Origin of the sequence: Cylindrospermum stagnale PCC 7417 (assembly GCF_000317535.1) — a bacterium.
In the GTDB taxonomy this organism is placed as follows: domain Bacteria; phylum Cyanobacteriota; class Cyanobacteriia; order Cyanobacteriales; family Nostocaceae; genus Cylindrospermum; species Cylindrospermum stagnale.
In genome coordinates this window covers 5,467,276-5,492,435 of record NC_019757.1, presented here as the reverse complement: position 1 = coordinate 5,492,435, position 25,160 = coordinate 5,467,276, and the positions used below count along the sequence as shown (strand labels likewise).

Genomic DNA, 25,160 nt, shown 5'->3' with positions numbered 1-25,160 from the left:
TGATAATTATTATAATATATACTGGCAAGAGAAATTTTAACTACGAGTTAGCAAGCATCCTTGAAGAGGGAAAAAACTGTGATTTGGAATCCCGTAAGAATTAGTGTATATAGACAACGAAGCGGTAACGGCATTCTGACTCTAATTACTTTGCTCCTGTTGTCAATTGCTTCTGGATGTAAAGAGTCAAACAGCAATCAGGGAATAAATACGGAAAAAGCAACCCCAGCACAGGAGGCTGCATCTACCCCAGCAAGGCAAAAAACTAAAGTAGTGACGACGTTTTTGCCAGTGTATTTGTTTACCAAAGCGGTGGCTGGGGATGTGGCAGATGTAGAAATTTTAGTTCCACCGGGTACAGAGGTGCATGATTATCAAGCGACACCGGATAATGTAAAAGCGATCGCTACCGCAAATGTACTGGTAAAAAATGGCTTGGGGTTGGAGGAATTTCTCGAAGGCACCGTCAAAAATGCCCAAAATTCCAAATTGACTGAAATTGATGCCAGTCAGGGTATTAAAGCTTTAAATCAAACTTCACCTGTTGAGAAAACAGCAACAGAGGAAGAAGACCACGACCACGCAGATGGAAATCCTCACGTTTGGCTAGATCCAGTTTTAGCAAAACAGCAAGTAGTAAATATTCGCGACGGATTAATTGCTGCCGACCCAGCAAATAAAGCAACTTATGAGGCTAATTCTGCGGCTTATATCCAGGAATTAGAAAGTTTAAATAATGAATTTGAACAGACTTTGCAAAAAACTCCTAACTGTACCTTCGTGACCTTTCATGATGCATTTCCTTACTTAGCCCAGCGCTATAAACTTAAGCAAGTTGCCGTGGTGGAAATTCCCGAAGATCAACTTTCACCAAAAGATGTCCAAAATGCTGTTAATGCAGTCAAGAAATATAAAGTTAAAGCTTTATTTAGCGAACCAGGGGTGGATAATAAATTGCTGAAAAGTCTCTCGCAAGACTTGAATCTAAGCTTGCGTACTTTGGATTCTGTGGAAACTGGCAAGACAGATCCGCAGTATTATTTTCAGGTGATGAAAGCTAATTTGCAAACTTTAGCAGCAGCGTGTCAGTAGGTTGATTTTTGTCTTTTGACCTGAGTAAAGTACCGTTTGCCAATGACCTTACTAATTTTAGATTTGGGATTTTGGATGAAGCAGAAAAACTAAATCTAAAATTTGATGAATGATTACCAACAAGCAATGATATTACCAATTTTAAAAGTAGAGGGATTAACTGTCTACCAAGGCAGTTATCTAGCTGTTCGGGATATTGCCTTTGAATTGTTACCAGGGACAGATACAGCCATAGTTGGGCCAAATGGCGCGGGTAAAAGTACCCTGGTCAAAGCCATTTTAGATTTGATTCCTCGTAGTGCTGGTACGATTGAAATTCTTGGTTTACCCATTAAACGATTGGGACGTCAACGGCATTTATTGGGTTATATGCCGCAAAATTTCATCTTTGACCGTAGCTTTCCCATTTCTGTCAGTGAATTAGTAGGATTGGGATGGGCGAATGAAGGTAAAAGACCAAAGGCTAAAGGCCAAAGGGAGAATTTATTCTTCTCTAAGCTATGGAGACAAGACGAGGCGAAATCAGCAGCAATAGTTGAAGCTTTACAGCGAACTGATGCTTATCATCTGCGCCATCAAGCTATTGGTACTCTTAGTGGTGGTCAACTCAAGCGGGTGTTGCTAGCTTATTGTTTGGTGACGCCTCGGAGACTGTTGATTCTCGATGAAGCTTTTGCTGGGGTAGATGTGCAAGGTTCAGCAGATTTTTATGCGTTGCTAAATGAATTAAAGCGGGAAGAGGGCTGGACGGTGTTGCAAGTTTCCCATGATATTGATATGGTAAGCCGCCATTGCGATCGCGTCCTTTGTCTGAATCAAACTCTCGTTTGTACTGGTAAGCCGGAAATTGCTCTTTCACCGCAAAACCTTTTAGCCACCTATGGCCCAGGTTTCAGTCGTTACGAACATCACCACTAAGCAATTCAAAATTCAAAATTAAAAAGCTTAATTTTGTACAGAGGGGATATACATTAAGTGTAAAATATTACCTATGTATTTATTCAATCATAGCCAGATAACTTGGCTAGCCGTAACTAATAGTCAAGACTTGGTGAGTTTGTTACAATTTCCGTTTATGCAGCGGGCGATCGCAGGCGCTGTGTTGATGGGAATACTTGGGGGCTTACTGGGCACTTTCGTCACCCTGCGCCAGTTGTCTTTTTTCAGCCATGCTGTTGGTCACGCGGCATTAGTGGGCGTAGCCTTGGGTGTATTATTACAGATAAATCCTACTTGGATGCTGTTGCCTTTTACCTTGCTTTTTGGCGTTATTGTCCTTTACTTTATCGACAAAACTGATTTAGGTAGCGATAGCGTTCTGAGTATTGTGCTATCAGGCGCATTAGCCCTCGGCGTAATTCTCGCAAGTCTGATTAAAGGATATCGCGGTAACTTAATGGCAGTGTTATTCGGCGATATTCTGGCAATTGACACCACAGATTTAATTTTGACGCTGCTTGTGCTTGTGGGCAGCAGCATTTTTTTATTATCAACTTTGCGATCGCAAATTTTGTTGACCCTTAACCCCGATGTCGCCCAAGTCCAAGGCGTTCCCGTGCAATTATATCGCTATGGGTTTGTCGTCTTGCTCTCCCTCGCCGTAGCCGTGGCGATTAAAGCCGTTGGCGTTTTACTGGTGAACGCCTTTTTGGTAATTCCCGCCTCCACAGCCAAACTCATGAGTCATCACTTTAGCTGGTTTCTGATTTTGTCGGTGATTGTCGGTTCAACTAGCAGCATTGCTGGTATGATTGTCTCTGGCATGTTTAACCTAGCCTCTGGCCCTAGTATCGTTCTAGTTCAATTTCTGGTATTTGTGGCTGTTTTTGTTTGGGTCAAATTAGGGTTTAAAGCAGCTTAAATCTTTTTTCTGCCAACCCCTTGCCAAATCCTAATTCTTTTGCTATTGTTAGTAATCGTGGCGAGAATAAAAGCCCGCGCCGGGATAGCTCAGTTGGTAGAGCAGAGGACTGAAAATCCTCGTGTCACCGGTTCAAGTCCGGTTCCTGGCATTTTTAATAAAATCAGCTACAGCAAAGGCTTCAGCCATTTTCGGATTATCCAAAGGCTTAGTAGACAAGGTGTTTACTAAGCCTTTGTCTATTAAAGCTCTACTAAAGCTCTACTAAAGCTTTTGTTCTCGCCAGGATTACCTAAAGGAATCTATTTTATAGCGGGATTTTTTTCATTTTAAGGCTTGACTTTGACTATGAATTGACTATGATACTAGAGTAGAGGAGTAAGTATAGTCAATTAATAAGGATATGACAATGAACGTAGAACATAAATCATCCAAAGGTTCAGTTGGGGTTGAGTCATTCCAAGACAGACTCAGATTACGTTTACCACGTCAACTTTTTGGGGGGAAACAAAAGTATCTAACTTTGGGGATGGCAGATACACCAGAAAATCGCAAGCTGGCTGAGGCTAAAGTTAGACAGATAGAATCAGATATTGCATTTGAACGCTTTGACCACACATTAGCTAAATATAAACCTCAAAGTCATTTAACCCTGGTTGTACCCATAACAGAAGGTCAGCAACAGCCAACATTGACTGAGTTATGGGATAAGTACACAGCTTATAAATCTAAAACTGTGAGCATAACCACTATTAATAAGGATTTTAAGAAGACTAGAAACCACATTGCTAGTTTACCGACGCATAAGCTTTCAGAAGCGGTAATAATTAGAGATTTCTTGCTCGATAAACTAACTCCTGATGCAACGAAGCGTGTCTTAACTCAATTAAAAGCCTGTTGTGATTGGGCTATAGATTCTGAGTTAATTCGTAATAACCCATTTGTGGGTATGTCGCAAAAGGTAAAAGTAGCTGTAAAAGATGAAGATGAAACAATCAACCCATTTAACAGAGGTGAGCAAGAACAGATTATCGCAGCTTTTGAGAGGAATAGATACTACAGCCACTATACAAACTATGTCAGATTTTTGTTTATGACAGGTTGTAGAACCTCTGAAGCCATAGGGCTAAATTGGGGTCATATCAATAGTAATTTGACATTAATTACCTTCAGTGAAGCGGTTGTAGAAGGAAATCGTAAAGATACCAAGACTCATGAAAGCCGCAAATTCCCCATTAATCAATCACTCAAAGAGTTTTTACTTACCATTAAACCAAGTAATCCTAATGCAGATACACCAGTTTTTAAAGCTCCTAAAGGTGGTTTAATTGATGCTCACAACTTCCTTAATCGAGCATGGAAAAGCGTGATGTCTGAATTAAATATTCCTTACCGTCCCCAGTACCATACACGGCATACCTTTATCACAAACTGCTTAGAAGCTGGTGTAAGTGTGGTACAGGTTGCAAAATGGGCGGGAAATTCACCTGAGATAATCATGAAACATTACGCAGGCACTATCAGACACGTACAAGTACCTGAGTTTTAACACCACTTACAATACTACAGTAACAAGGGATAGAAACAACAATACTATCCCTTTTTTAATACTCTATGTATCGTTGATCGCCTAATACTGGCATCTCGAAAGTCAGATGTGGTATAAATTAATCATCAACTACATTAATTAGATATGGATTACGCAATCTCAATGTATCAAGGTGGCGAAAGAGTTTATGCAAAGGACTGTGACTTTAATTCCTATTCAGAAATTGGTTTACTTTGTCCTGTTTGTAAACAAGAAGTTTATCTAAGAAAGGGTGATATTAGAAAAAGTTATTTTGCTCACCTTCATGCTACTAACTCTAGACAAGTAAAACAATGCAGTCTGAGAGTATCATCTGATGAAACCGCTACAGAAACAATTAATTTTATTGAAGATAGGGGACAAAGATTAAAGATATTTCAACAACAATTTTTAAGTATGTTCTCTATTGGAAAATCAAAAATTGTTGATGACGTAAATTTTAACAACTGGATTAATTCAATAAAAGTTGAAAATAATCAAGTGATCAAGATTAATAATATTATTGAAGATTGTATTATTTTTCTTATAAAACATCGTCAGCTAATGGAAAATAAGTATATTATTCATCCAAATATAATCAAAAATAAACAAATCATACTTCAACAACAAATAGCTTTACAAGCAATGAGTTATTTGTCTGAAAATGCAAAATTTAATTTTAATTTACGATACCTACTGTTTTACAGTATCTACCAATCGTATAAACATGAAAAATACAAGTTATTTCAGCAACAATTTACAACAAAAGATATAGATAAGATATGTCAATACACAGTAAAAGTTATTATGCTTAATCCTTGGATCTCAGCATTTAAAACTATTAAATTTAATAATTTAAGTAATGAAACAAAACCTAATATTATCAGAATCAATAAAAGCAAAATCTCAACCACTTCTATTCAATTACCTATTCCGTTCTTATGCTACGGAGGCAAGAAGTTAGATCAACCTATCAGATACACATTGGAAGTAACTAGCAGAAGAGCATTTGAACTTACTGTTTTCTATCATTCATCACGTAATAGACAAGATGAAGTAATAAATAAAAAAACTGAAGTGATGAAAATTTGTGCTGGTATTGGTTACTTGAAACCATCGTTTGAAGTAATTCCATTGGAAGATAAGTTGGTGTTCAGTTCATTGGTAGATGAGGAAAATGTTAATTTCAACTTTCATTATGAAGTTATTAAATCGTTAGCTTTACCACATTGGATTGAGAATGCTGCACAATATGTTAATTTGAATGAAATAGCACCAGTATGGCTAGTAATTAGTAAATTGTGGCTTAAAGCTACTGATGGAAATGCTACTGACAATTCAACTATTGATGACATAATTAAACCACAATCATTCACTGAGTTGCAATGGCGGAAAGCTTTAATAGAATCAGCTAACTTGTTACCTAATTGTGTAGCGCTTCAAAATCCACTGAAAGCTATTCCTGAAAATTATCAATATTTACTGACACCCATTGATGTTGATGTAAATGAAAAATAGCTTTTACTTTTGTTTTGTAACACTAGCACTACAAGCAAAGTTATATATTTCATATCCTACAGTTCTGGGTTGTACTACTATCTTGGGAGATGGTGCTGTTGATTGATAACGAGTAGCAGTTGTCATACCAAAATTAGTACCACTAACTATATTACCCGAACTATCAAAATCAAAGGTGCTGTTTAAAGTCATCACAGGTGAGTTGCAATCCACCTGATAGGAATCTGATTTCCTATTAGCACCATTAGTTTTTGGTTTTTTATAAAATGTCCAAACTGTTATCCTTGCACCTGTAAATCCATATCCTGTATCTTTATAACGTTTAAAAGCTTTGTTCCCACTGTATATTTTATCTCCGTTATTGGATACAGTTATAAGCGTGTAACCGGGACGATCTGTTGATGGAGTGATAGAGTCTGTAGGAACTCGATTTGGACTAAGCTCAATGCTATTACGGTCAAAATTAATACATTCTTCTTGTCCGGTCTTAGGATTAATCACATAGTTCAAACAATTTGAAGTTTGAGCAGTAACACCGCCAATTGGTAATAGTGGTATTAATATGCTGGCAGATAATAAAATAGATATTTTTTGCATAAACCAACACAAATTAGTGTGCAATAAATTACAAAGTAATTATACGTCATTCAGTCAGTAACTACAAGAGCATTGTTTTCTATCACGGTGCTACTGTTGGCATAAAAGCAAAATTTGGAGCAACAATATATTGACTTGACACAGTTTGAAAACAACTCCCTCTATATGCCTCCACAACAGCCAATATGATCTTTGTGTCGTTTGTACCAGAAACTCAAAACAGAGGGGTTACAGACGAAAATAGTGCCAATATTTATCTGCTAACGCTTTATAAGTTTGTCAGATATGTTTTCAGATAACTATGTTCTATACTTAATCTGCTACTTGCCACGATGTAAGGTATGTCAGATAACGATTGGACACAACAGAAAACCACTATAGCCATTGCTAACGATGATATTGGAGAATGGCATTTTCTAACTTTTCCATCGTGGGATGAAGCTAGACAAGCTATTAATGCTGCTAGAAGTGAAGGTAAAGCGGCCGTTTTCTATGATGGTGCTACTCTGCCTGTACCGCCAGAATTACCTCTGCCACCAGAACTACCAAAAGATTGACTATGATTTGACTATGAATATTAATGACTATGAATGAATATCCTTAATTAGTAATCATTCCAGCTATTCACACGGGGGATAATTTAATTATGGCAATTATGTGCGATCGCCTTTATTCCCTTGATTCAATTGCCAGAGTGAGTATTGACACAGAGACTCAACCGCTATCATTGACTGAAAGCCAAGTCAAAATTACAGAAAAATCCCTCAAAACAGACTTGAGCGAAGATAAAAAATGGTACTACTTGTTGTCGTCATTAATACCCTAATATCGTTGATATTACTCTACGCAGCTTGGCGAGTTTGGAAACTTAAGCATCTGTTGGCATTCGTAGCAAATCGCTTAACTGCCTATGAACGCGCAACTCATGCAGCACTAAAGAATGCACCGGAAAATATATCTACCAGCCAGCAGGCAATTTATAACTTGCGACAGTCTAACCTGGGTGTACAAATGCAAATCCAGCAAGTGCGGCAAATTATCAGCCTGTTGTTGCTAGGACAACAAACTTGGCAGCGATATTTTGGGCGACTAGGGCCGATATTAGGGAAAAAGATAGTTGCCAAATGAAGCCCATCCATAAAAGCAACATTTTTGGCTGATATATTGTCACGATAGATTAATTTGGATAAACCCCTTCAGTACTTGCAAGGGGATAAAACCCACCTAAAATGGGTTTAAGGAGAAAAACAACAAGATGTCTAATAACCGTTCTGGAGTATTTTTTGGCGGTTTGATGCTGGGAGCTACTATCGGTGCTTTGACCGGTTTGCTGATTGCTCCCCGCACAGGGCGCGAAACCCGTAAACTGTTGAAAAAATCTGCTGATGCTCTACCAGAGTTGGCAGAGGATTTATCAACGAGTGTACAAATCCAAGCAGACAGGCTTTCTGCCAGCGCACTGCGAAACTGGGATGAAACTTTAGATAGACTGCGAGATGCGATCGCAGCTGGTGTAGATGCCACTCAGCGCGAAAGCCAAACCTTAAAGCGGCAAACCACTGTCGATGTAACGAGTGAGGCTTCTGACACATTAGAAGACTCAGAGTCTCTGACCCAGCATCTAGAACGTTCATAAATGGCACAATCGTGATTGATCCTCTGTTTTGGCTGGGACTATCCATCCTTTTAGTTGCTACCAGCCTGACTGCTGTTTTAGTGGCAGCTATACCCGCTTTGCAGGAGTTAGCACGCGCTGCCCGCAGTGCGGAAAAGCTCTTTGATACACTCTCACGGGAGTTGCCACCTACTCTAAATGCCATCCGCATGACTGGCTTGGAAATATCTGATTTAACCGAAGATGTGAATGAAGGTGTAAAAAGCGCCAGTCAAGTCGTTAAACAAGTTGATCAAAGCCTAGATAGTGCCAAAAAACAAGCTCAAAATCTGCAAGTAGGCACACGCAGCCTAGTGGTTGGCGTCAAAGCCGCTTGGAAAACCTTCACCCGCCCAAAACCTAGCAGACGGACAAGCGATGGGCTACGCCCCACCGTAGGCGATCGCCTGCCAACAAACGAAAAACCACCGCTAACGTTGCGAGAACGAGAAACACTCAGACAGGAAAATCGCCGCGCAAAACCAGAAGCATACCGCCCCAATGAAGATTATAACGAGGCTGCTAACTGGGAAACCAGGTTTGACGATGAAAATGCACTCTCCAAATCTCAAGCTTCAGAAGATTGGTCGGACCAATAAACCTGTCTGAAAAAAGCAGTTATGCTGAGAAACTGAATCCTGTTCGCTAATGGTTCCAGGGAAAGAAGAATTTTCGCGTCCTTTCCCCTTTACCTTAATTTCTGCAAAAAATACTCATAAACCTTATTTGACAACGCTTTCTGGAAAGTCTCTTTGGTGATACTCAAAATTCACCAAAGCCAAGACTTTGCTTTGATCCCTCAGATTAGAGTAAAGTAAACAAGTGTAAAGAAGTATCACTTTTCCAGTACTCTTTTAAAACAACTTGTTCGCTTTTACCCTTGATATTTGTATAAAAACGTCCATGCAATCTTGTTTTTGGCGACGAATCTTAGTATCCATTGCAGTATTCTTCTTGGCTGGGTCAATGTGGGCAATGCATTCTCCGTCAGCCCTAGCTTATGACAATCCTGACTTACTACCCGACACCTTCACCCCAGTTGTCGATTTAGCTAAATCGCTCCCCGATCTGCAAGAAGAGCAGCTTGTCCAAGATTTAGCGCAATTTGAAGCCGATACTGGCTGGAAATTGCGAGTATTGACCCAATATGACCGTACCCCAGGTAGGGCAGTCATCAAATATTGGGGTTTAGATGACAAAAGCATTCTCTTAGTTGCAGATTCCCGTGGTGGTAACATCCTCAGTTTCAGCGTTGGCGATGCAGTTTATGAACTTTTACCCCGGACTTTTTGGATCGAACTGCAAACCCGTTTCGGCAATTTGTACTTTGTGCGCGAACAAGGGGAAGACCAAGCAATCCTCCAAGCCTTAGGTTCAGTTAAAGGCTGTTTGCTCAAAGGTGGTTGCAACGTTGTTCCTGGACTACCAAGAGAACAGTGGATACTCACCCTGATTACCTCAGCTATTGGTGGGGTGATTTGTGGATTTGCGGCTCAACCCCAGAAAGAAGGACAAGTTTTTGCTTGGCAATGGGCTTTAATATTCTCGCCTTTATGGGGGATTTTGTTTCTGGCCTTTGGCATTGGGCCAGTAGTGACGCGCACTAGCGACTGGTTACCTCTAGTTCGCAATATCTCCGCTTTCCTCATTGGTGTCTTAGTTGCATACCTGTCTCCTGTTTTCAGTCGGCCTTCTTCTAGTAATGAGTCCTAAGTCCAAGTCTCTGAGTTCATATCAAAATACTCAGCACTTAGCACTCAGCACTCTCTGAAGCTGATAAGCTGAAAACTGAAAGCCGATATCTGAGAAGCTCGACAACAATGGAATGGCACGTAACTGATGCTCAAAGCTTGGCAATCATTGATAGTGAAATTGGCGACCATGCCTTTTCACCCGCAGAGTATGAGATTGTCCGGCGGGTAATATACGCCACGGCTGACTTTGAGTATAAGTCTTTAATTCGCTTTTCTGAGCGTGCCTTGCAATCTGGGGCAGCAGCATTAGCGGCGCGTACCACTATTGTGGTAGATATCCCGATGGTACAAGTTGGTATCGCCTACGATATTCAAAACACCTTTGCCAATCCGGTATATTGCAGCATGGAAGCTCTGACCCGTCCCCAAAAAGAAAAAACTCGGGCAGCTTGGGGAATAGAAACCCTAGCCAAGCGTTATCCAGAGGGGATTTTTGTGGTGGGTCAAGCGCAAACTGCACTGACTGTACTGGTGGATTTAATTGAAGCTGAGGAAATTCGACCCGCTTTGATAATTGCCACCCCAGTGGGTTTTGTGAATGTGGAAGCTGCAAAAGGACGGTTGCAAGACTCCTTAGTACCTCACATTACAATTGATAGTCGTAAGGGTAATGCAGTCGTCGCCGCAGCAATCGTTGATGGATTAGTAGACTTAGCTTGGCAAGCTTATGGTAAAGATGGGAATGGGGGGAGTTAGAAATTCAAAATTCAAAATTCAAAATTCAAAATTCAAAATTCAAAATTTTCTCTCTAATCTTCTACTCTGGGACGGCGACGGCGTTGTCTATTTTGTGGGTCATTACTCAAACGGCGACTGACTTCATTAAAGAAATCCTGTCGCAGATAGGGATAATCGCTGACCCAGAGGTTGCGACCGGGAATGTAGATATCGCTGAATTCTTCAATTCTGCTTAAATCTGGACGATTTGACATCACGATCATTTCTGCTATTTGACCGCGAGCAATGACTTTGTGGGCAGTTCGTAGTGGTGCTTCAAACTCAATGCTAAATCCGGTTTCATCGCCTAATTCTAAGTTAATCCGTTTTTCACGGTTTTCGACAATCACCAAATCGCCTTTGCTGTTAACGGTTTCTTGTTTGCCAACTAACTCTTCTGTAATCCACCAATCGAGTACTCGTCCACGGAAAAAGCCGCTGTATTTGTAACGGCGGCATTTTGCATTCCGCATACTTGCCTGAAATACTGGATACCACAGCCAAAAAAAAGCGCTAAATACCCCTAACACAAATACTATTGCCCCAAACTCCAGCCCAAAGAGGGCTTTTACCAGCAGAATTACAACTACAGCAACGACAGAAATTAACAGCCGCTGCAAAAAATTGGCAGACTTTCCCCAGTAGTATTTATACTGCCCAGAAGTGGCAATCAGGGGGACGATTTGTTCAAATTTTTGGCGAGTTAATGGAACTAACATGTGTAGTGAGTGCTGAGTGCTGAGTGCTGAGTGCTGAGTTTGAAGTTTAGAGGATCTTTTCTAAGCCATATACTAATGACTTTAGCGGTAAGACTTTGCGAATTGCTAGTAGCACTCCTGGCATATAGCAAGCGCGATCGCTAGTATCATGGCGTAAGGTGTAAATTTGACCCGCTGCGCCAAAAATTACTTCCTGATGGGCTATCAGTCCCGGTAAGCGGACGCTGTGAATTCGAATTCCTTCCTCTGCTAGGCTGCCCCTTGCTCCGGGGATTTTCTCCGTCTCTTCTACAATAGCAGGGTTAAAAGTTTTACCCAATTCTCCTAACAACTGGGCGGTTTGAATGGCGGTACCGCTGGGAGCATCAGCTTTTTGGTTGTGATGTAGTTCAATAATTTCTACGTGGTCAAAATATTGAGATGCGGCGACGGCGGCTTGTTGCAACAGTACCATCCCAATGGAGAAGTTAGGAATAATCAGACAACCTGTACTGGCTTTGTCGGCAAATTCTGCCAATTGTTGAATTTGTTCTGGACTTAAGCCTGTGGTACCAACTACTGGACGAATACCGTAGGCGATCGCACTGCGAATATTGTCATAAACTGCATCAGGATGGGTAAAATCTACTATCACCCCCGGTGCCAGATGTCTTTCACCAGCCACATAACCCAGCATCGGTTCCAATTGATTAGTAATTGGCACTTCCAAAGGTTCGCTTAAACCCGCCAGTTCCCCAGCGTCTTTCCCTTGATGTTCGGGAGTCGTATCAATTGCACCCAATAAAGTCATATCAGGTGCTTGCGCCACCGCTTTGATTACCTCCCGGCCCATTTTGCCAGCAGCACCGTTGACAATAACCGGAATCAGAGCTTGATTTGTCATAAGTCGAGAAATATTTTTTTCACTAACAAAGAAATTGTAGGAGAATTTGGGTATCTGCTAGCTGATCATATCTCTGGTTCAACTCCGGCTGCTCTCAGTTGTGCTCAGTTGTGCTGATAAAGACTACTCAAAAATAGGCGACCAAATATCAGCAACCGCCACTTCCCAACCAGGTAATAAGTCAGGGAGAGTCAGCACATCACCATCCCCAAATATCACTTTCTCACCAGCACGGTAGACTTCCATAATTCTAATTTTAGGGTTAATCAAAATACCGATTTGCGTACCCAAGCTGATAAATTCCTGAATCTTTTCGCGGAGTTTGTCGAGAGAATCTGTTTTAGACCTTACCTCCACCACCAAATCAGGAACCAATTCGGCGTAATCTTCCGTCGAACGTTTCAGTTTCTCGGCCCTGACAAAAGACACATCAGGCGCACGTAAATCTGAGTTCGGTAATCTAAAACCAGCACTGGAACCAACCACACGCCCCAATTTGCGCGGTCTAACCCAATTACCCAAAATTCGGGCAAACTCAGTTCCTACTTCTTCAGACTCATAACCTGATGGACTCATGACAACTATGCTCCCATCCACTAATTCCATGCGATAGTCGGGATAATCTGCCTGCATTTTCTCCAGGTCTTGGACGGTCAAAGACATAAGACCTCCGGAAACTTCTATTTCTATCTTGGCATTTCTGGGAAAAGTCGAGAAAAAATACCAGTCGCAACGAGTTGAAGATTTTGCTTCACCTTGTTGGCAAACCGTATGAAAATGATTATCATTTAAGGATGACTATACCAATAATTACCGTTGTTGCTGGCCCGGCTGGCTGCGGAAAAACCACTTGGATTTGCCAAGAGTTGCCAAAAAACGCCGTTGTGGAAAATATAATTTATTTCAGTCCAGGTACTGGCACTGTTCCCATTGACCAAACGCGCCTAGCTGCGGAATTTCCTGAGGTGAAAGTTTTTGGTGATGGGCAAGAAAGGGAGTTTTTCAACCAGCTAGCAGCAGCAGAGAATACTTATATTGAACTAGGGTTTTACTTAGAATTAGGAGTAATCCAGCAAATATTAGATAATTTACCTTATCGTGCGATCGCAATTCTGCCACCACACCTCAAAAATTCTGAATATCATCCTTGGGCAGAAAAAATTGTCCCAGGTGCAGATATTGACACCAGCATTGCCCAAAACCAAGTTTGGCGGGGGATAACCAGCAGTCAAGTCTGCGACGAAGACAGTTTACAAGAGTTTTGGTATGAAATCACCCAAGGCGCTTACGGTCAAGTTAGCCGTGCTAAAGGTATTTTTGAAGTCGCCGACGGACGGGCAATTTACGGTGATTTTGTCGCCGGAGTACCAGCCACCGATTTTTTAGAATTAGACCTACCACGCCATTTAGAAGGCAGACCACAGCGTTTTAGTGGTATAGAAGTGTGGGGGCAAAACCTAGATGAATCTGCAATTAAACAAACCTTACAAGATTGCTATTTGTCAGAAGCAGCCATTAAACAATACCAAGAACAAGTCAAACAAATTCTGATGGAGGAACCCATAGAGTGAAAATCGCTGTGATGTCGTGTATTCATGGCAACTCTGAAGCCTTGGATGCAGTTTTATTAGATATCGACCAAGAAAAAGCTGAAAAAATCTTTTGTCTAGGCGATTTAGTCGGATATGGGCCACATCCAAATGCCGTAGTGACAAAAATTCGTTCCCTAAATATCCCCACCTGCGTCGGCTGTTGGGATGAAGATATCGTTGAGGGACTGAATGCTTGCGATTGCAGTTATCCCTCGTTATTAGCTGAGAAACGCGGCAAAATAGCCCACGAATGGACAAATAACCAAATTAATCCAGAAAACCGCGAATTTCTGGCCCAATTACCCCATAGTTTGCATGAGGGAAATTTAGCTTTTGTCCACGGAAGTCCCCACAGCAACCACGAGTATTTATTACCTGAACTCGATGCTTTTGCCGCCTTAGAGCGAGTACTTTCTACAGATGCAGATGTGCTTTTTTGTGGTCATACCCATGTGCCTTATGTGCGTAACTTGGATGCAGGTAGTTTGCAAGTTCGTGTTAAAGGTGAGGGTATAGAAGAACAGAAAATAAACTTTAATACACCTCTGAAGCAGATTATCAATGTGGGTTCGGTGGGTGAACCACGGCATGGGCGACCAAATGCCACTTATGTAATTTACGACACAGATAATCAAGCCGTGAAGTTGCGAGAAGTGCCTTACAACTATCAGAAAACCTGTGCAGCAATTATCGAACAGGGTTTACCTGCAATTTTTGCTTGGCGTTTGTCCCAAGGTTTGGAATATGCAGAACGGGCTGATGACCCAACTCATGTTTGTACTAAGTAGGTAGAGATTAATTAAATGTAAAATCAAGATTTTGTTTGTAGTGAGCGATTTATCGCTCAATCTAAATAGGGAAAGGACTGAAGTCCTGACTACGAGCTTTTCTTAACTGCTCAATCTAAATAGGGAAAGGACTGAAGTCCTGACTACGAGCTTTTTTTAACTGCTTCAGACGCAGAAAGCGCAGAGAAAAAATGAATAAATGGGCGATTTTGAGCGGAATTGAGGGTAATTTGGCGGCTTATGAAGCTGTGTTGGCTGATATTAAGCGTCAAGGTGATGTAGAGGCTTTGTATATTCTGGGCGATTTGGTGGGTCCAAGAGAAGAAGCTGAGAAATTGGTGGAACGGTTGCAAAACCCTCAACCTGGTGAGTTAGAACCGCTGATTTGTAAGGGTTGGTGGGAAGAACAGTGTTTGATTTTGCATGGTTTGGGGATGACTGGGGAAGCTACTGAGTTATTAGCCAAATATGGGGGAGACACAGTTAAGTTGCTGTGGGATTTTGTTTCTCGTCCGACTGTACAATGGTTGAGAAATTTAGACTTTGGTTTTTCTGAACTGGATTGTTTGTTAATTCACGGTTCAACGGTATCTGTTGATGAAGAACTGACGCCGGCAACTCCTCCTATCCAAATGCTTGACCGTTTGTCGCGGATGCAAGTTAATAACTTGTTTTGTGGTCGTTCTGGTTTGGCGTTTCAATATCAACTGCAAGCAGGTTCTATAAGTACGGGGGTGACAACTCTTGATAGTCCAGCATCTCCCGAAACTGTAGAAATTTCGTCGCGTCAAGTTATCGGTGTGGGTAATGTGGGGCGAAAATTGGGGGAAGCGATTTATACTCTCTACACTCCAGACACAAATTTTGTGGAATTCCAAACTGTTCGCTATGGTGTCGGTAAAGGATTTCAGGGAAAGTCAGTTAAAGCAGTTTTATCCTAGGCGGAAAAAATAGTATCAGACTAGGCTAAGTTACCGAAGGAACTCGACTGATGCTAAATTGGTCGATAACTCTGGCTTTGTATTGTTATATCCGAGTTTTTCACTCTTTTGGTTTCGTGATGGTTCCAAGTTGCCTCAATCCCAACTTGTATTTATAGGACTACTCGGTAAGGCACAAACTCCTGCCAGCAGAAGAATTTGTATAAGCTGGACTGATTAACCATCAATTGAAGTGAAAGGATAAACCGATAACTTCTCTAGTCACAAAAATTTGAGAATAAATGAACAGAAAATTTATCTTGGCCTTGCTTTCCAGCCCCGTAGTATTTATGTCTATGCTGTCTATGGTGATGATGGCTAGACCAGTTCATGCTAGTGAAATAAACCCTGCTGGCACTCATCTTTCCTGTGCCCGTTCCCCCCACAGAGCAAATGCTGGCAAGGTATGTATACGGGTGAGTAATTCTGCTCCCTCTCCAGCTAAAGCAGAGGTACAAGTTGCCCTAGTTCAACCAAATGAGATTGCTGAACTAGAATTTACTGAGGAAGAGAGTAATGAGGCTATCAATTTGTTTGGCTGTGATTGCCCACCCTGCCTCAATGCCGTGCGTAAGATGCGCGGTTTAGCACCGATGCCAGTTTAATAAACTGTCCAGTAACTAGAATCACGAAAATAGTATTTATCTTTACCTGAGACCCGTAAACAATCAAAAGCTAATAGAGACTCTGTTTCTAGGAAAAATCGTCGGCTTTGTCACCAAATATTTACGAATAAATTTGGTTTCTAGCATCTGCTACATAAGTCCTGAGCGATTTACTATGGCGATATAAAAGAGCCAGAGAGTTATTTCTCTGGCTCTTAGCTTGAGACAAAACAATCATTACTTGCAGGAAAACTTCGGTAAATTCTTAGATTCTGCCGATGTTATGCAGCCCTAAAATGATGCCTGCTCCTAAGATATGCCCAAAGGAGGTAGTTGCGAGTACGGCTGGTAAACCAAAACCACCAAAGAAATTGGCTGCGGGTAAGGCTGGTTCTGTGCTGGGATAGTTAATGGTAAATTTGCCAATAGCGATCGCCAAAATATTGGCAAGAATCATAATAATGCCAATGGTGGGACTCCATTCCAGGTTTGAGGGCACAGCAGCGAGTAATGTTGAGGTAAACACCTGATTTGCTCCTGAAATTTTGAATTATTGCAAATATAATCTGAGAATTACCGAAGAAATTTCAAGAGAAATCGCGATTTTGCATTAATATTTAACGTTTATTCTAAATGCTTAATCTAAACTGTTCCCGTATTGATGTTACTTAGGGGAAAATTTTTTGTATTCAGCAATACTATTACTGGCTGATATAGCAATCCTATTTGAGTTGTGAACAGCAGTATGTTTTTAACGAACTACAGAGACGCAGAGAGCGCAGAGGAAGAGAAAAAAGAGATGTGATGCCTACGGCACACTCCGCGAACACATCTAATTTAGGATCGCTATAGGGGATTTTATGTCAATGGCGGTCGGCAATCGCTAAAATAGAAGGTAGTAAGCCAAGCTGAAATCTAGGAGCAATCGCTCTCAAGATAATTTACACTCAAACTCATAGTGATTATTTCCCGCTTCTGTTATGTCCTCAACTATTGATTCCCTACCCCCAGCGCTTGCTAAAATTGTCCAACGCTTTCAACGCGCTGCTGAACCAAAGCGCCGCTATGAACAGCTAATTTGGTATGCTCAGAAGCTGCCGGCGTTTCCAGAATCTGATAAAGTCCCAGAAAACAAAGTTCCTGGTTGCGTTTCTCAGGTTTATGTTACCGCAGCGCTAGATGATGGCAAGGTGGCGTTTCAGGGCGATTCTGATTCTCAGTTAACCAAAGGGTTAGTAGGGCTGTTGATGGAAGGGTTAAATGGTCTAACACCCACAGAAATTGTCCAACTCGCCCCAGATTTTATTCAAGAAACTGGTTTAAATGTCAGTTTGACACCTTCCCGCGCTAATGGGTTTTATAATATTTTCAAAACTATGCAAAAAAAAGCTTTGGAATGCAAGTTAGATATTTCTAATTAAAGCTGATTAGCAAGGCTCAATATATTCGCTCTGGTGGTAATTAATCGGATAAAAGCAATTACCAATTACCAACTAAAAAGCTAGTGAAATTGAAGGAAAATGTCTACAAGATTTTTAAATGTCCCTGCTAGTACCGGCTTTGGGGGCGTAATTGAAGAATATCTCTGGAATTGGGAAAATCAGGAATTGGGTGTGATTTATGAAACCCTTGGCCAAGGTTCTCCACTATTGCTCCTCCCAGCTTTCAGCACCGTTTCCTCACGATTAGAAATGGGTGAACTCGCTAAATTACTAGCTCCCCATTTTCAAGTTGTCGCCGTAGATTGGCCGGGTTTTGGGGAATCTGACCGAGCGAATTTAGATTATAAACCAGCTTTATATCACCAATTTTTGGCGGATTTCGTCAGATTTGCGTTTAAAATGCCCATTAGCGTGGTCGCTGCTGGTCATGCGGCTGGTTATGTGTTGCAGCTAGCTTTTAGGCAACCAGATGTATTTTCACGGATTGTGTTAGCGGCCCCCACTTGGCGCGGCCCTTTGCCGACAATGGGCGCAAGTCAACAGATAGCTGGTATGGTGAGGGGATTGGTGCGATCGCCACTTCTCGGTCAAGCAATCTATCAACTCAACACCTCCCCCTCTTTCTTAAGTTTTATGTACGGTCGCCACGTCTTCACCGATGCGACTAAACTCACACCCAGTTTCATCAAACAGAAATGGCAAACAACGCAAATACCGGGAGCGAGATTCGGTTCTGCTGCCTTTGTCACAGGCAATATTGATCCTGTCCGCGACCAATCCGAGTTTCTCACACTTGTGCGATCGCTTCCAGCGGGGCGTAGCCCATCACTTCCAGCGGGGCGTAGCCCATCGCCTACGGCGGGGCGAAGCCCATCGCTATCTATCCCCCTAAAAGTCATCATTGGGGAATCCAGCCCCCCCAAATCACGGCTAGAGATGGATGCCTTAGCAGCGTTACCAAATGTTAGCAGTGTCGTGATTCCTGGTTCCTTAGGACTGCATGAAGAATATCCAGATGTTTTGGCAGAAGCAATACTGCCTTTTTTAAAAGGGTTATCATAGGCAGATAATGATTATCAAAGCTGCTTTGAAATTATGATTGCTGCGGAAACATCGAATTCAGTACCTGTAACCGTTTTAACTGGCTATTTAGGAGCAGGCAAAACAACCCTACTCAATCACATTCTCACTTACGAACACGGCAAAAAAGTTGCTGTGATCGTTAATGAATTTGGGGAAGTGGGCATTGATAATCAACTAGTTATTGATGCGGACGAAGAAATCTTTGAAATGAATAACGGCTGCATCTGCTGTACAGTACGGGGCGACTTGATTCGGATCATTGGCAACTTGATGAAGCGGCGTGATAAATTTGACCATTTAGTAATTGAAACGACTGGACTAGCTGACCCTGCCCCTGTGATTCAGTCGTTTTTTGTAGATGAAGATTTGCAAAATAAAATGTCTCTCGATGCAGTAGTCACGGTGGTGGATGCCAAGCATATCTGGCAACATTGGGAAGCAGACGAAGCACAAGAGCAGATTGCCTTTGCCGATGTGATTTTACTAAATAAAACAGATTTAGTCACGCCAGAAGTTTTAGAAGAATTAGAAAAACGGATTCGGGCGATGAATGCGATCGCTAAAATCTACCGCACCCACAATTCTGAACTAGCAATGGATGCTTTGTTAGGCGTCAAAGCCTTTGATTTAGACCGTGCTTTGGAAATTGATCCAAACTTCTTAGGAGAAGATGCCCACGTACATGACGAAAGCGTCTTTTCTGTAGCTTTAGTCGAAAAAGGCGCATTAGATGGGGAAAAATTAAACGATTGGATTGGCGAGTTACTGCGTACCCAAGGGCCAGATATCTTCCGCATGAAAGGCATTTTGAACATCGCCGGCGAAGATAATCGCTTTGTCTTTCAAGGAGTACACATGATATTTGATGGTAAACCAGATCGCCCTTGGAAAGACAGCGAAACCCGGAAAAATGAATTAGTTTTCATCGGTCGCAATCTGGATGAAGCCCAACTCAAGCAAGATTTTCTCGCCTGTCTAGCTTAAATACCAGCGTGAGTGTTAATAAGTTCTGGTAAAAATCCAAAATCAGGATATTAAGCACCACAGATGCACCACAAGATTTACACAGATGAATTATCTGTGTGCATCTGTGTTTATCTGTGGTTTCATTTTCCTCTTCCCTACTTGCCCTGTGTACAGATATGAACTCTACCACCAACAAATCTAAAGAATTTGAACAACTCTATTCAGGCACGCTTGCAGATTATGTAACAGCGATCGCCTGGAAACCACAAGGTAAAACCTTAGCAGCAACTTCCGCTGCTGGAGAAGTTGTGTTGTGGGATGATGGCGAACTCACCACCTTGCAGACTGGAAACGGTAAATCAGTAGACTGCGTAGCCTTTTCCCCAGATGGTAAATTTTTAGCTGTTGGCGGACAGGATGGACTCTTGAAAATTTGGCGAGAAAACGAATTAATCGCCACTTTAGAAAATGCCCCCGCTTGGGTTGACAAGCTAGCTTGGAGTCACACCAAGAACCTACTAGCTTTTAGTTTGGGGCGATACGTCCAAGTGTGGGATGCCGATACATCAGAGATTGTCATCACCTTAAATTTTGAAAACTCCTCAGTCTTGGGTATTGATTGGCGACCTGATGGGCAATATCTAGCTATTAGCGGCTATCAAGGTGTCAAAATTTGGGACACTCAAAACTGGGATGACGAACCATACGTACTCTCGATGCCTACTGTCAGTGTAGCTATGGCTTGGTCGCCTGATGGTAAATATCTAGCTTCCGGGAACATGGATCGCAGCGTTACCGTTTTGGAGTGGGAGAACCCCGACCCTTGGGTAATGCGTGGCTTCCCTGGGAAAATTCGTCAATTGGCATGGTCAGAAGCTACCAGCAAACAAAGTGCGCCTCTTCTTGCTTCCTCTAGCGTGGAGGGGATTGTGGTGTGGGAGAAGTCAGAGGATGAATCATTGGGTTGGGAATCGCGAATTTTAACTAATCATGTCGATGTGATAAATGCGATCGCCTTTGCACCCAAAAGCTTCCTACTCGCCTCCGCCGCAGCTGATGGCTGGTTGTGTTTGTGGAACAAAGCCCAGGAAGTATCCCAAATTATCACAGGTGTTTCCGCCGGCTTTTCTACCCTAGCTTGGCATCCCAGTCAGGGCGGGGAGACCCCGAATCAGCCAAATCAGGGCGGGGAGACCCCGCCCCTACTCGCCGCAGGTGGAGAACAAGGCGAACTACTCATTTGGTCAAAAGTATTACCAGGTCAAGGTTTCAAACGTAGTTAAGCAACGCGCACTAATTGAGGTTGAATGTAACTAATAAATTGGCTATGCTGTATCAGCAGCAGCCCCTATGCGTAAATTATGAACATAGCCAAACTAATTTTGCTTGCTTGTCCGGCATTTCTGGCATCTATGCTACTGGTGGTCAATCCGTCCCATGCATTCAGCCTGAAATCTGCACCTACTACACAAATGATTGCAGTAGTATCTGCACAACCAATTTCCCAATTGGCAACACCAAAGTTGACTCAAGCAACAAATACAATAATTGATCAACTTGGTTGCAATTGTGGTAGCTGCGTTCAGTCTAAATTTCAGATGCTGCAAGGTAAATTACCTGTTGTTGACTTTTAATAAAGTTAAAATGTTGAATATTTTAGGGGCACAGCAATGCTGTGCCTTTATTAATTTTAAAATTTCTAAAGCCGATTTGTGAAAGATAGTGCCCGCTTAATTACTGGTAATTCCCGCCACTCAATTTTGGATTTTAGATTCACCCCATGCCTCAAGACAGGGGCGCTAAACAACTTCTTACGCGCCACCCTTTTGGCACTCACATTTGGATTTGTTGGCTGTGGAAATCAAGTAGTAAATACCTCCGTCACCCAGGCTACTCAGCCCACTAAGGTGAACAAAAATCTTCCCCAAGTTGTGGCAACTAGCAGCGTGCTATGTGACTTAACCAAACAGGTTGCGGGGAATACAATTAACCTCACCTGCTTAATTTCCGCTGGTGCAAACCCCCACACTTATCAACCAAAACCAGAAGACCGCAAAGCCATTGAGCAAGCTAAACTTATTTTTTATAGTGGCTATAATTTTGAACCAAGTTTGCTCAAAATAATTAAAGCGACTAAAAACCCTGCGCCCAAAATAGCCGTTGGTCAACTTGCAGTGCCTCAGCCACAAAAAGTTCTAAAAAAAGGCAAGAAAGTCGCCGATCCTCATCTTTGGCATAATGCCAAAAATACTATCAGAATGGTAGAAGTAATTAATCGCAATCTGGGAAAATTAGCACCCAGTAATGCTAAAAATTATCGTAGTAAGAGCAAACAAATTACCAATGAACTAACCCAACTAGATAGCTGGATCAAGTTGAGAATTGCCAGTATTCCCGACAAGCAGCGCACATTAGTTACAACCGATAATGCACTGGGTTATTATGTCAAAGCTTATGGTCTTGCTTATGCAGGAACTTTAAAAGCTGTTAACACCAACGCAAAACTAACAGATATACGAGAGAGAGATTTAGTTGAAAATATTCAAAAGGCTCAAGTGCCGACAATTTTTGCCAAAACAACAATTAACCCCGATCTGATTGAGTCTATAGCCACAAAAGCAGAAGTGAGAGTTTCAAAAAGGGAACTTTATACTGATGGATTAGGTAAACCCGGAAGCGATGGGGAAACCTATCAAAAAATGATGGCGGCCAATACACGAACAATTGTTGAAGGTTTGGGAGGAACTTACCTAAAATTTGAGCCGAGGTTATGAGAGACCGTAAGGGATAAGCAATGACAAGTGTATATTATATGCATTTAAGCTCACATACTTAGGGATTCGTAACACTTTTCTCAATTAGAATGGATGCTGATAACACTGCTATGTGCTGCTATGTAAATAGCAGAGATTGCGTTTTTCACGAAGTTTCTTTTACGTTAGATTGTTGAGATTGTTGAAAGCCAAAACACTTGTTCTGACAGCATTTCAGTCAGCGAGATTTTAGATGAATTAACATGGATGTGAAATTCGTCAGACATACCTCAACTTATAACGACATCTGTAGAAATTATTTCCACATCAATAGTATAACCTGAACTGAAAATCAGACTAACATTTTGAAGAAAGACGAAAACATCTGAATATGTGTCAACATTGTCGGCAAGTTATAGAAAAGCTAGCTATTAACATTGAACTTTTATTACATGATTTAGATTCTATTGCTGCTATCGCTAATAGAAAGAAACTCAGTGAACTAGATAGACTAATTATTTGTCACTCTTTATTGGGATTGTCTCGACAACAAATAGCTAATATATTCAAATTACCTGACCAAAAAGTTAGAGACCGATTAACTAATAACATTTATCCGAGACTCTCAGATCTAATGCGCGTTGAACAAGAGGAGATAGCTGGCAATTGGGTGAAAATTATTAACTTTTTACTCGACCCAGAGAAAGGTTATAAGTTAAATCCTGCGCCTCAATTAAATAGTGATAACTTTCAAGGAAGTTTTGGGAGACAAATTTTTCTTTATCCACCTAATCAAGAAATCGTTAAATATCAGATTGAAGGAACAAATTTTTATCAACAAGGGCTTTACTACCAAGCATTTCAATGTTTTTTAATAGCTTGGAATCAAGAACTAAAGATTTATGGCATTGGTAATCCAGAAGTATTAATCTACATTAATAACTGCTTAATTGAATATAAGAAATCTTTTTTACAAGGAAAAGGTATAAAAATTTATACTCTAGCTGTAGTTGTCCCATTTTATCATAATCAAGGTCACGTTGCTGCCGAGATTTTACGAGGAATTTCTCAAATACAATTACAAGTTAATCTGCCAAGCTTTGACAAAATTTCTTTAGGGACAGAGATAAATTTAGATGATATCAGACCTAATATCTTCTTGACCTTGATATGTAGTCAAATAGCCTTACAAATTCTAGTTGTTAATGATCCTAATAATTTATACACACCCTATAACCAAACAGCAGAAAAGTTAGCCGACTTAGCACCGCAATTAAACCTGATTGCTATCATCGGTCATTACTCAAGCGAAATGACCAAAAATGCACTGCACTTCTATACGCAAAAAGGGTTAACTTTAGTAAATTCTAGTAGTACATCTAATGAACTTTCCGAATTATCTATAGGTGAGAGTTTATCTTTTTTTAGATTGACTACCCCAGATAATATCAATGCTAAAAAACTTGCTAATTATTTGATAGAAAAAGTTTCCAACAAACCTCCCCAAAAAGTAGCTGTTATCTATAATCAAAATAGTAGTTACAGTATTTCCTACAGAAACAGTATTAAAAAATATCTAGAACAACATCAAGATAAATTTGTTTTCCTAGAAGAATGTAATTATATTAGTGAAAATTATTATCAAGTCCAAAAATATATAGAAAATATTAGAGAAGATAACGTTGATATTATCATCATAATTCCCGATGGAGGAATTGAACCGAATTCCCTCGATAATGCTGGGCTAATTAGCCGATTAAATCTCAATAACTGTTTAATAGCTGGCTCGGCAACTTTTTATCATGATAATGTTTTACATTGGATTCATGAGCAAAACCCGTGTAATGCCACAAATCAAAATAACCGCACAATTATAGCTTGTATTCCTTGGCATTGGCAGAGTCAAGAAAACGGGTGCGAGAGTTCTAATTTGATAGCACAGAGTTTTTGTCAAATAGGCGCTCAGTTTTGGGGAACAGAAAACTTAACATGGCGCAGTGCAACAGCTTTTGATTCAGTATTAATAATTTTAAAAGTTATAGAAGAATATCGTAGCCAAGCTAGCCAAGCTTTACTTACACACATGAATCAATATTTCAAAGAAAAGAAAAAACAGTTAAAAGGAGTCACGGGGCTTATTCAATTTGATAAAAGTGGTGATCGTCTCCATCCTCCAGCCGAAATAGTAGCCGTAAAATGGGATGAAAACCAACAAAAATGGCAATGGAAAATATAAAGTATTGAAATTTTACCTACAATCCATTATGAGCAGTTTTAGCATATACAGTCTCGGTTGATTATTCGGTGAAAACTTATTATTTAATGACTAGGAATGATTCAAGTTATCAATCTTAATTTATCTAAAATATGCTTGACCGGGGCTTCTTAGGACTCCAGTCTTGCTAGAAGGAAATGGATGTCAGTTATAAATTTATATCTTTATATCGCTTCTCTATGGGGTGCAATACAGTTTGACCTCTCTCCCCGAACCTGCAATAAAAGCTTTTCCTTTCCCCTCCCCTAGGAGGGGAGGGTTAGGGAGAGGTTGTTGGGGTTGGGGGTTAGGTCTGTATTGGACTCAACTGCAAA

Annotated in this window: 28 protein-coding genes and 1 tRNA gene; 24 read left to right on the top strand and 5 right to left on the bottom strand. The window is 41.1% G+C overall.

Features of this window, described 5'->3' with window-relative positions; translation table 11 throughout:
- Nucleotides 1–78: 78 nt before the first annotated feature.
- From CYLST_RS22970 to CYLST_RS35580, 6 genes are all read left to right on the top strand, one after another.
- The gene (locus CYLST_RS22970; protein ID WP_015210134.1) at nucleotides 79–1,092 is read left to right on the top strand and encodes a metal ABC transporter substrate-binding protein; all 1,014 of its coding nucleotides are present in this window, start codon (nucleotides 79–81) and stop codon (nucleotides 1,090–1,092) included.
- Between the two features lie 105 nt (nucleotides 1,093–1,197).
- The gene (locus CYLST_RS22965; RefSeq protein WP_015210133.1) at nucleotides 1,198–2,010 is read left to right on the top strand and encodes a metal ABC transporter ATP-binding protein; all 813 of its coding nucleotides are present in this window, start codon (nucleotides 1,198–1,200) and stop codon (nucleotides 2,008–2,010) included.
- 73 nt (nucleotides 2,011–2,083) lie between these two features.
- Complete coding sequence (locus CYLST_RS22960) at nucleotides 2,084–2,953, top strand: metal ABC transporter permease (RefSeq protein ID WP_015210132.1); 870 nt, start codon at nucleotides 2,084–2,086, stop codon at nucleotides 2,951–2,953.
- Between the two features lie 78 nt (nucleotides 2,954–3,031).
- A tRNA-Phe gene (locus CYLST_RS22955) sits at nucleotides 3,032–3,104 on the top strand.
- Between the two features lie 252 nt (nucleotides 3,105–3,356).
- The gene (locus CYLST_RS22950; protein WP_342663849.1) at nucleotides 3,357–4,502 is read left to right on the top strand and encodes a tyrosine-type recombinase/integrase; all 1,146 of its coding nucleotides are present in this window, start codon (nucleotides 3,357–3,359) and stop codon (nucleotides 4,500–4,502) included.
- Between the two features lie 144 nt (nucleotides 4,503–4,646).
- Nucleotides 4,647–6,038: a competence protein CoiA family protein gene (locus tag CYLST_RS35580; protein ID WP_015210130.1), complete on the top strand. Its 1,392-nt coding sequence runs from the start codon at nucleotides 4,647–4,649 to the stop codon at nucleotides 6,036–6,038.
- A 3-nt stretch (nucleotides 6,039–6,041) separates the two neighbouring features.
- Here CYLST_RS35580 and CYLST_RS22940 read toward each other — a convergent pair whose 3' ends face one another.
- Complete coding sequence (locus CYLST_RS22940; RefSeq protein ID WP_015210129.1) at nucleotides 6,042–6,635, bottom strand: hypothetical protein; 594 nt, start codon at nucleotides 6,633–6,635, stop codon at nucleotides 6,042–6,044.
- Nucleotides 6,636–6,976: 341 nt separating this feature from the next.
- Between CYLST_RS22940 and CYLST_RS22935 the strand changes: the two genes are divergently transcribed.
- From CYLST_RS22935 to CYLST_RS22910, 7 genes are all read left to right on the top strand, one after another.
- Nucleotides 6,977–7,192, top strand: coding sequence for a hypothetical protein (locus CYLST_RS22935; RefSeq protein ID WP_015210128.1), 216 nt, complete (start codon nucleotides 6,977–6,979; stop codon nucleotides 7,190–7,192).
- A gap of 89 nt (nucleotides 7,193–7,281) precedes the next feature.
- The gene (locus CYLST_RS35295; protein ID WP_015210127.1) at nucleotides 7,282–7,461 is read left to right on the top strand and encodes a hypothetical protein; all 180 of its coding nucleotides are present in this window, start codon (nucleotides 7,282–7,284) and stop codon (nucleotides 7,459–7,461) included.
- On the top strand, nucleotides 7,428–7,763 hold the full coding sequence (locus CYLST_RS22930) for a hypothetical protein (RefSeq protein ID WP_015210126.1): 336 nt from the start codon (nucleotides 7,428–7,430) through the stop codon (nucleotides 7,761–7,763). The genes CYLST_RS35295 and CYLST_RS22930 overlap by 34 nt, the downstream gene beginning before the upstream one ends.
- A 127-nt stretch (nucleotides 7,764–7,890) precedes the next feature.
- Nucleotides 7,891–8,271, top strand: a complete 381-nt coding sequence (locus CYLST_RS22925; protein ID WP_015210125.1) for a YtxH domain-containing protein — start codon at nucleotides 7,891–7,893, stop codon at nucleotides 8,269–8,271.
- A gap of 11 nt (nucleotides 8,272–8,282) precedes the next feature.
- Nucleotides 8,283–8,888, top strand: a complete 606-nt coding sequence (locus tag CYLST_RS22920; RefSeq protein WP_015210124.1) for a DUF948 domain-containing protein — start codon at nucleotides 8,283–8,285, stop codon at nucleotides 8,886–8,888.
- 304 nt (nucleotides 8,889–9,192) lie between these two features.
- Entirely contained in the window at nucleotides 9,193–10,002 is an 810-nt protein-coding gene (locus CYLST_RS22915) for a TPM domain-containing protein (RefSeq protein WP_015210123.1), read from the top strand.
- Nucleotides 10,003–10,109: 107 nt separating this feature from the next.
- Nucleotides 10,110–10,739: a precorrin-8X methylmutase gene (locus tag CYLST_RS22910; RefSeq protein WP_015210122.1), complete on the top strand. Its 630-nt coding sequence runs from the start codon at nucleotides 10,110–10,112 to the stop codon at nucleotides 10,737–10,739.
- 53 nt (nucleotides 10,740–10,792) lie between these two features.
- Here the strand turns inward: CYLST_RS22910 and CYLST_RS22905 are convergent, their stop codons facing one another.
- The 3 genes from CYLST_RS22905 to CYLST_RS22895 all read right to left on the bottom strand — a co-directional run bounded on the left by CYLST_RS22905 (nucleotide 10,793) and on the right by CYLST_RS22895 (nucleotide 13,025).
- On the bottom strand, nucleotides 10,793–11,479 hold the full coding sequence (locus CYLST_RS22905) for a hypothetical protein (RefSeq protein WP_015210121.1): 687 nt from the start codon (nucleotides 11,477–11,479) through the stop codon (nucleotides 10,793–10,795).
- A gap of 46 nt (nucleotides 11,480–11,525) precedes the next feature.
- Entirely contained in the window at nucleotides 11,526–12,362 is an 837-nt protein-coding gene (gene dapB / locus CYLST_RS22900; protein ID WP_015210120.1) for a 4-hydroxy-tetrahydrodipicolinate reductase, read from the bottom strand.
- Nucleotides 12,363–12,485: 123 nt separating this feature from the next.
- Nucleotides 12,486–13,025 carry a Uma2 family endonuclease gene (locus CYLST_RS22895; protein WP_015210119.1) on the bottom strand — a complete coding sequence of 180 codons (540 nt, stop codon included), beginning with the start codon at nucleotides 13,023–13,025 and terminating at the stop codon, nucleotides 12,486–12,488.
- Between the two features lie 131 nt (nucleotides 13,026–13,156).
- On the opposite strand from CYLST_RS22895, the gene CYLST_RS22890 reads away from it, so the two are divergent.
- The 4 genes from CYLST_RS22890 (at nucleotide 13,157) to CYLST_RS22875 (ending at nucleotide 16,327) form a co-directional block, all read left to right on the top strand.
- The gene (locus CYLST_RS22890) at nucleotides 13,157–13,933 is read left to right on the top strand and encodes a CobW C-terminal domain-containing protein (protein ID WP_041233229.1); all 777 of its coding nucleotides are present in this window, start codon (nucleotides 13,157–13,159) and stop codon (nucleotides 13,931–13,933) included.
- Nucleotides 13,930–14,742: a metallophosphoesterase family protein gene (locus tag CYLST_RS22885; RefSeq protein ID WP_015210117.1), complete on the top strand. Its 813-nt coding sequence runs from the start codon at nucleotides 13,930–13,932 to the stop codon at nucleotides 14,740–14,742. Before CYLST_RS22890 ends, CYLST_RS22885 begins: the two co-directional genes overlap by 4 nt.
- Before the next feature lie 191 nt (nucleotides 14,743–14,933).
- Nucleotides 14,934–15,683 (top strand): metallophosphoesterase family protein, encoded by a 750-nt coding sequence (locus tag CYLST_RS22880; protein ID WP_015210116.1) that lies wholly within the window; start codon nucleotides 14,934–14,936, stop codon nucleotides 15,681–15,683.
- A 281-nt stretch (nucleotides 15,684–15,964) separates the two neighbouring features.
- Entirely contained in the window at nucleotides 15,965–16,327 is a 363-nt protein-coding gene (locus CYLST_RS22875; RefSeq protein ID WP_015210115.1) for a hypothetical protein, read from the top strand.
- A 265-nt stretch (nucleotides 16,328–16,592) separates the two neighbouring features.
- Here CYLST_RS22875 and psaK read toward each other — a convergent pair whose 3' ends face one another.
- Nucleotides 16,593–16,853 carry a photosystem I reaction center subunit PsaK gene (gene psaK, locus CYLST_RS22870; RefSeq protein ID WP_015210114.1) on the bottom strand — a complete coding sequence of 87 codons (261 nt, stop codon included), beginning with the start codon at nucleotides 16,851–16,853 and terminating at the stop codon, nucleotides 16,593–16,595.
- Between the two features lie 454 nt (nucleotides 16,854–17,307).
- Between psaK and CYLST_RS22865 the strand changes: the two genes are divergently transcribed.
- The 7 genes from CYLST_RS22865 (at nucleotide 17,308) to CYLST_RS22835 (ending at nucleotide 24,807) form a co-directional block, all read left to right on the top strand.
- Nucleotides 17,308–17,748: a SufE family protein gene (locus CYLST_RS22865; protein ID WP_015210113.1), complete on the top strand. Its 441-nt coding sequence runs from the start codon at nucleotides 17,308–17,310 to the stop codon at nucleotides 17,746–17,748.
- A 99-nt stretch (nucleotides 17,749–17,847) separates the two neighbouring features.
- On the top strand, nucleotides 17,848–18,831 hold the full coding sequence (locus CYLST_RS22860; protein WP_015210112.1) for an alpha/beta fold hydrolase: 984 nt from the start codon (nucleotides 17,848–17,850) through the stop codon (nucleotides 18,829–18,831).
- Nucleotides 18,832–18,864: 33 nt separating this feature from the next.
- Complete coding sequence (locus CYLST_RS22855; RefSeq protein ID WP_015210111.1) at nucleotides 18,865–19,836, top strand: CobW family GTP-binding protein; 972 nt, start codon at nucleotides 18,865–18,867, stop codon at nucleotides 19,834–19,836.
- Between the two features lie 158 nt (nucleotides 19,837–19,994).
- Nucleotides 19,995–21,101, top strand: coding sequence for a WD40 repeat domain-containing protein (locus CYLST_RS22850; RefSeq protein ID WP_015210110.1), 1,107 nt, complete (start codon nucleotides 19,995–19,997; stop codon nucleotides 21,099–21,101).
- A 78-nt stretch (nucleotides 21,102–21,179) separates the two neighbouring features.
- The gene (locus tag CYLST_RS22845) at nucleotides 21,180–21,452 is read left to right on the top strand and encodes a hypothetical protein (protein ID WP_015210109.1); all 273 of its coding nucleotides are present in this window, start codon (nucleotides 21,180–21,182) and stop codon (nucleotides 21,450–21,452) included.
- Between the two features lie 78 nt (nucleotides 21,453–21,530).
- Nucleotides 21,531–22,592, top strand: a complete 1,062-nt coding sequence (locus CYLST_RS22840) for a metal ABC transporter solute-binding protein, Zn/Mn family (RefSeq protein WP_015210108.1) — start codon at nucleotides 21,531–21,533, stop codon at nucleotides 22,590–22,592.
- A gap of 370 nt (nucleotides 22,593–22,962) precedes the next feature.
- Complete coding sequence (locus CYLST_RS22835) at nucleotides 22,963–24,807, top strand: ABC transporter substrate-binding protein (protein ID WP_015210107.1); 1,845 nt, start codon at nucleotides 22,963–22,965, stop codon at nucleotides 24,805–24,807.
- Nucleotides 24,808–25,160 lie beyond the last annotated feature (353 nt).

Coding starts and splice junctions, on each gene's coding strand:
- dapB (WP_015210120.1), bottom strand. CDS start 12,362: ATGACAAATCAAGCTCTGATTCCGGTTATTGTCAACGGTGCTGCTGGC.
- CYLST_RS22940 (WP_015210129.1), bottom strand. CDS start 6,635: ATGCAAAAAATATCTATTTTATTATCTGCCAGCATATTAATACCACTA.
- CYLST_RS22950 (WP_342663849.1), top strand. CDS start 3,357: ATGACAATGAACGTAGAACATAAATCATCCAAAGGTTCAGTTGGGGTT.
- CYLST_RS35580 (WP_015210130.1), top strand. CDS start 4,647: ATGGATTACGCAATCTCAATGTATCAAGGTGGCGAAAGAGTTTATGCA.
- CYLST_RS22845 (WP_015210109.1), top strand. CDS start 21,180: ATGAACATAGCCAAACTAATTTTGCTTGCTTGTCCGGCATTTCTGGCA.
- CYLST_RS22895 (WP_015210119.1), bottom strand. CDS start 13,025: ATGTCTTTGACCGTCCAAGACCTGGAGAAAATGCAGGCAGATTATCCC.
- CYLST_RS22960 (WP_015210132.1), top strand. CDS start 2,084: ATGTATTTATTCAATCATAGCCAGATAACTTGGCTAGCCGTAACTAAT.
- CYLST_RS22935 (WP_015210128.1), top strand. CDS start 6,977: ATGTCAGATAACGATTGGACACAACAGAAAACCACTATAGCCATTGCT.
- CYLST_RS22905 (WP_015210121.1), bottom strand. CDS start 11,479: ATGTTAGTTCCATTAACTCGCCAAAAATTTGAACAAATCGTCCCCCTG.
- CYLST_RS22865 (WP_015210113.1), top strand. CDS start 17,308: ATGTCCTCAACTATTGATTCCCTACCCCCAGCGCTTGCTAAAATTGTC.
- CYLST_RS22875 (WP_015210115.1), top strand. CDS start 15,965: ATGAACAGAAAATTTATCTTGGCCTTGCTTTCCAGCCCCGTAGTATTT.
- CYLST_RS22880 (WP_015210116.1), top strand. CDS start 14,934: ATGAATAAATGGGCGATTTTGAGCGGAATTGAGGGTAATTTGGCGGCT.
- CYLST_RS22850 (WP_015210110.1), top strand. CDS start 19,995: ATGAACTCTACCACCAACAAATCTAAAGAATTTGAACAACTCTATTCA.
- CYLST_RS22930 (WP_015210126.1), top strand. CDS start 7,428: ATGGTACTACTTGTTGTCGTCATTAATACCCTAATATCGTTGATATTA.
- CYLST_RS22860 (WP_015210112.1), top strand. CDS start 17,848: ATGTCTACAAGATTTTTAAATGTCCCTGCTAGTACCGGCTTTGGGGGC.
- CYLST_RS22835 (WP_015210107.1), top strand. CDS start 22,963: ATGTGTCAACATTGTCGGCAAGTTATAGAAAAGCTAGCTATTAACATT.
- CYLST_RS22890 (WP_041233229.1), top strand. CDS start 13,157: ATGACTATACCAATAATTACCGTTGTTGCTGGCCCGGCTGGCTGCGGA.
- CYLST_RS22925 (WP_015210125.1), top strand. CDS start 7,891: ATGTCTAATAACCGTTCTGGAGTATTTTTTGGCGGTTTGATGCTGGGA.
- CYLST_RS22965 (WP_015210133.1), top strand. CDS start 1,198: ATGAATGATTACCAACAAGCAATGATATTACCAATTTTAAAAGTAGAG.
- CYLST_RS22910 (WP_015210122.1), top strand. CDS start 10,110: ATGGAATGGCACGTAACTGATGCTCAAAGCTTGGCAATCATTGATAGT.
- CYLST_RS22855 (WP_015210111.1), top strand. CDS start 18,865: ATGATTGCTGCGGAAACATCGAATTCAGTACCTGTAACCGTTTTAACT.
- CYLST_RS35295 (WP_015210127.1), top strand. CDS start 7,282: ATGGCAATTATGTGCGATCGCCTTTATTCCCTTGATTCAATTGCCAGA.
- CYLST_RS22915 (WP_015210123.1), top strand. CDS start 9,193: ATGCAATCTTGTTTTTGGCGACGAATCTTAGTATCCATTGCAGTATTC.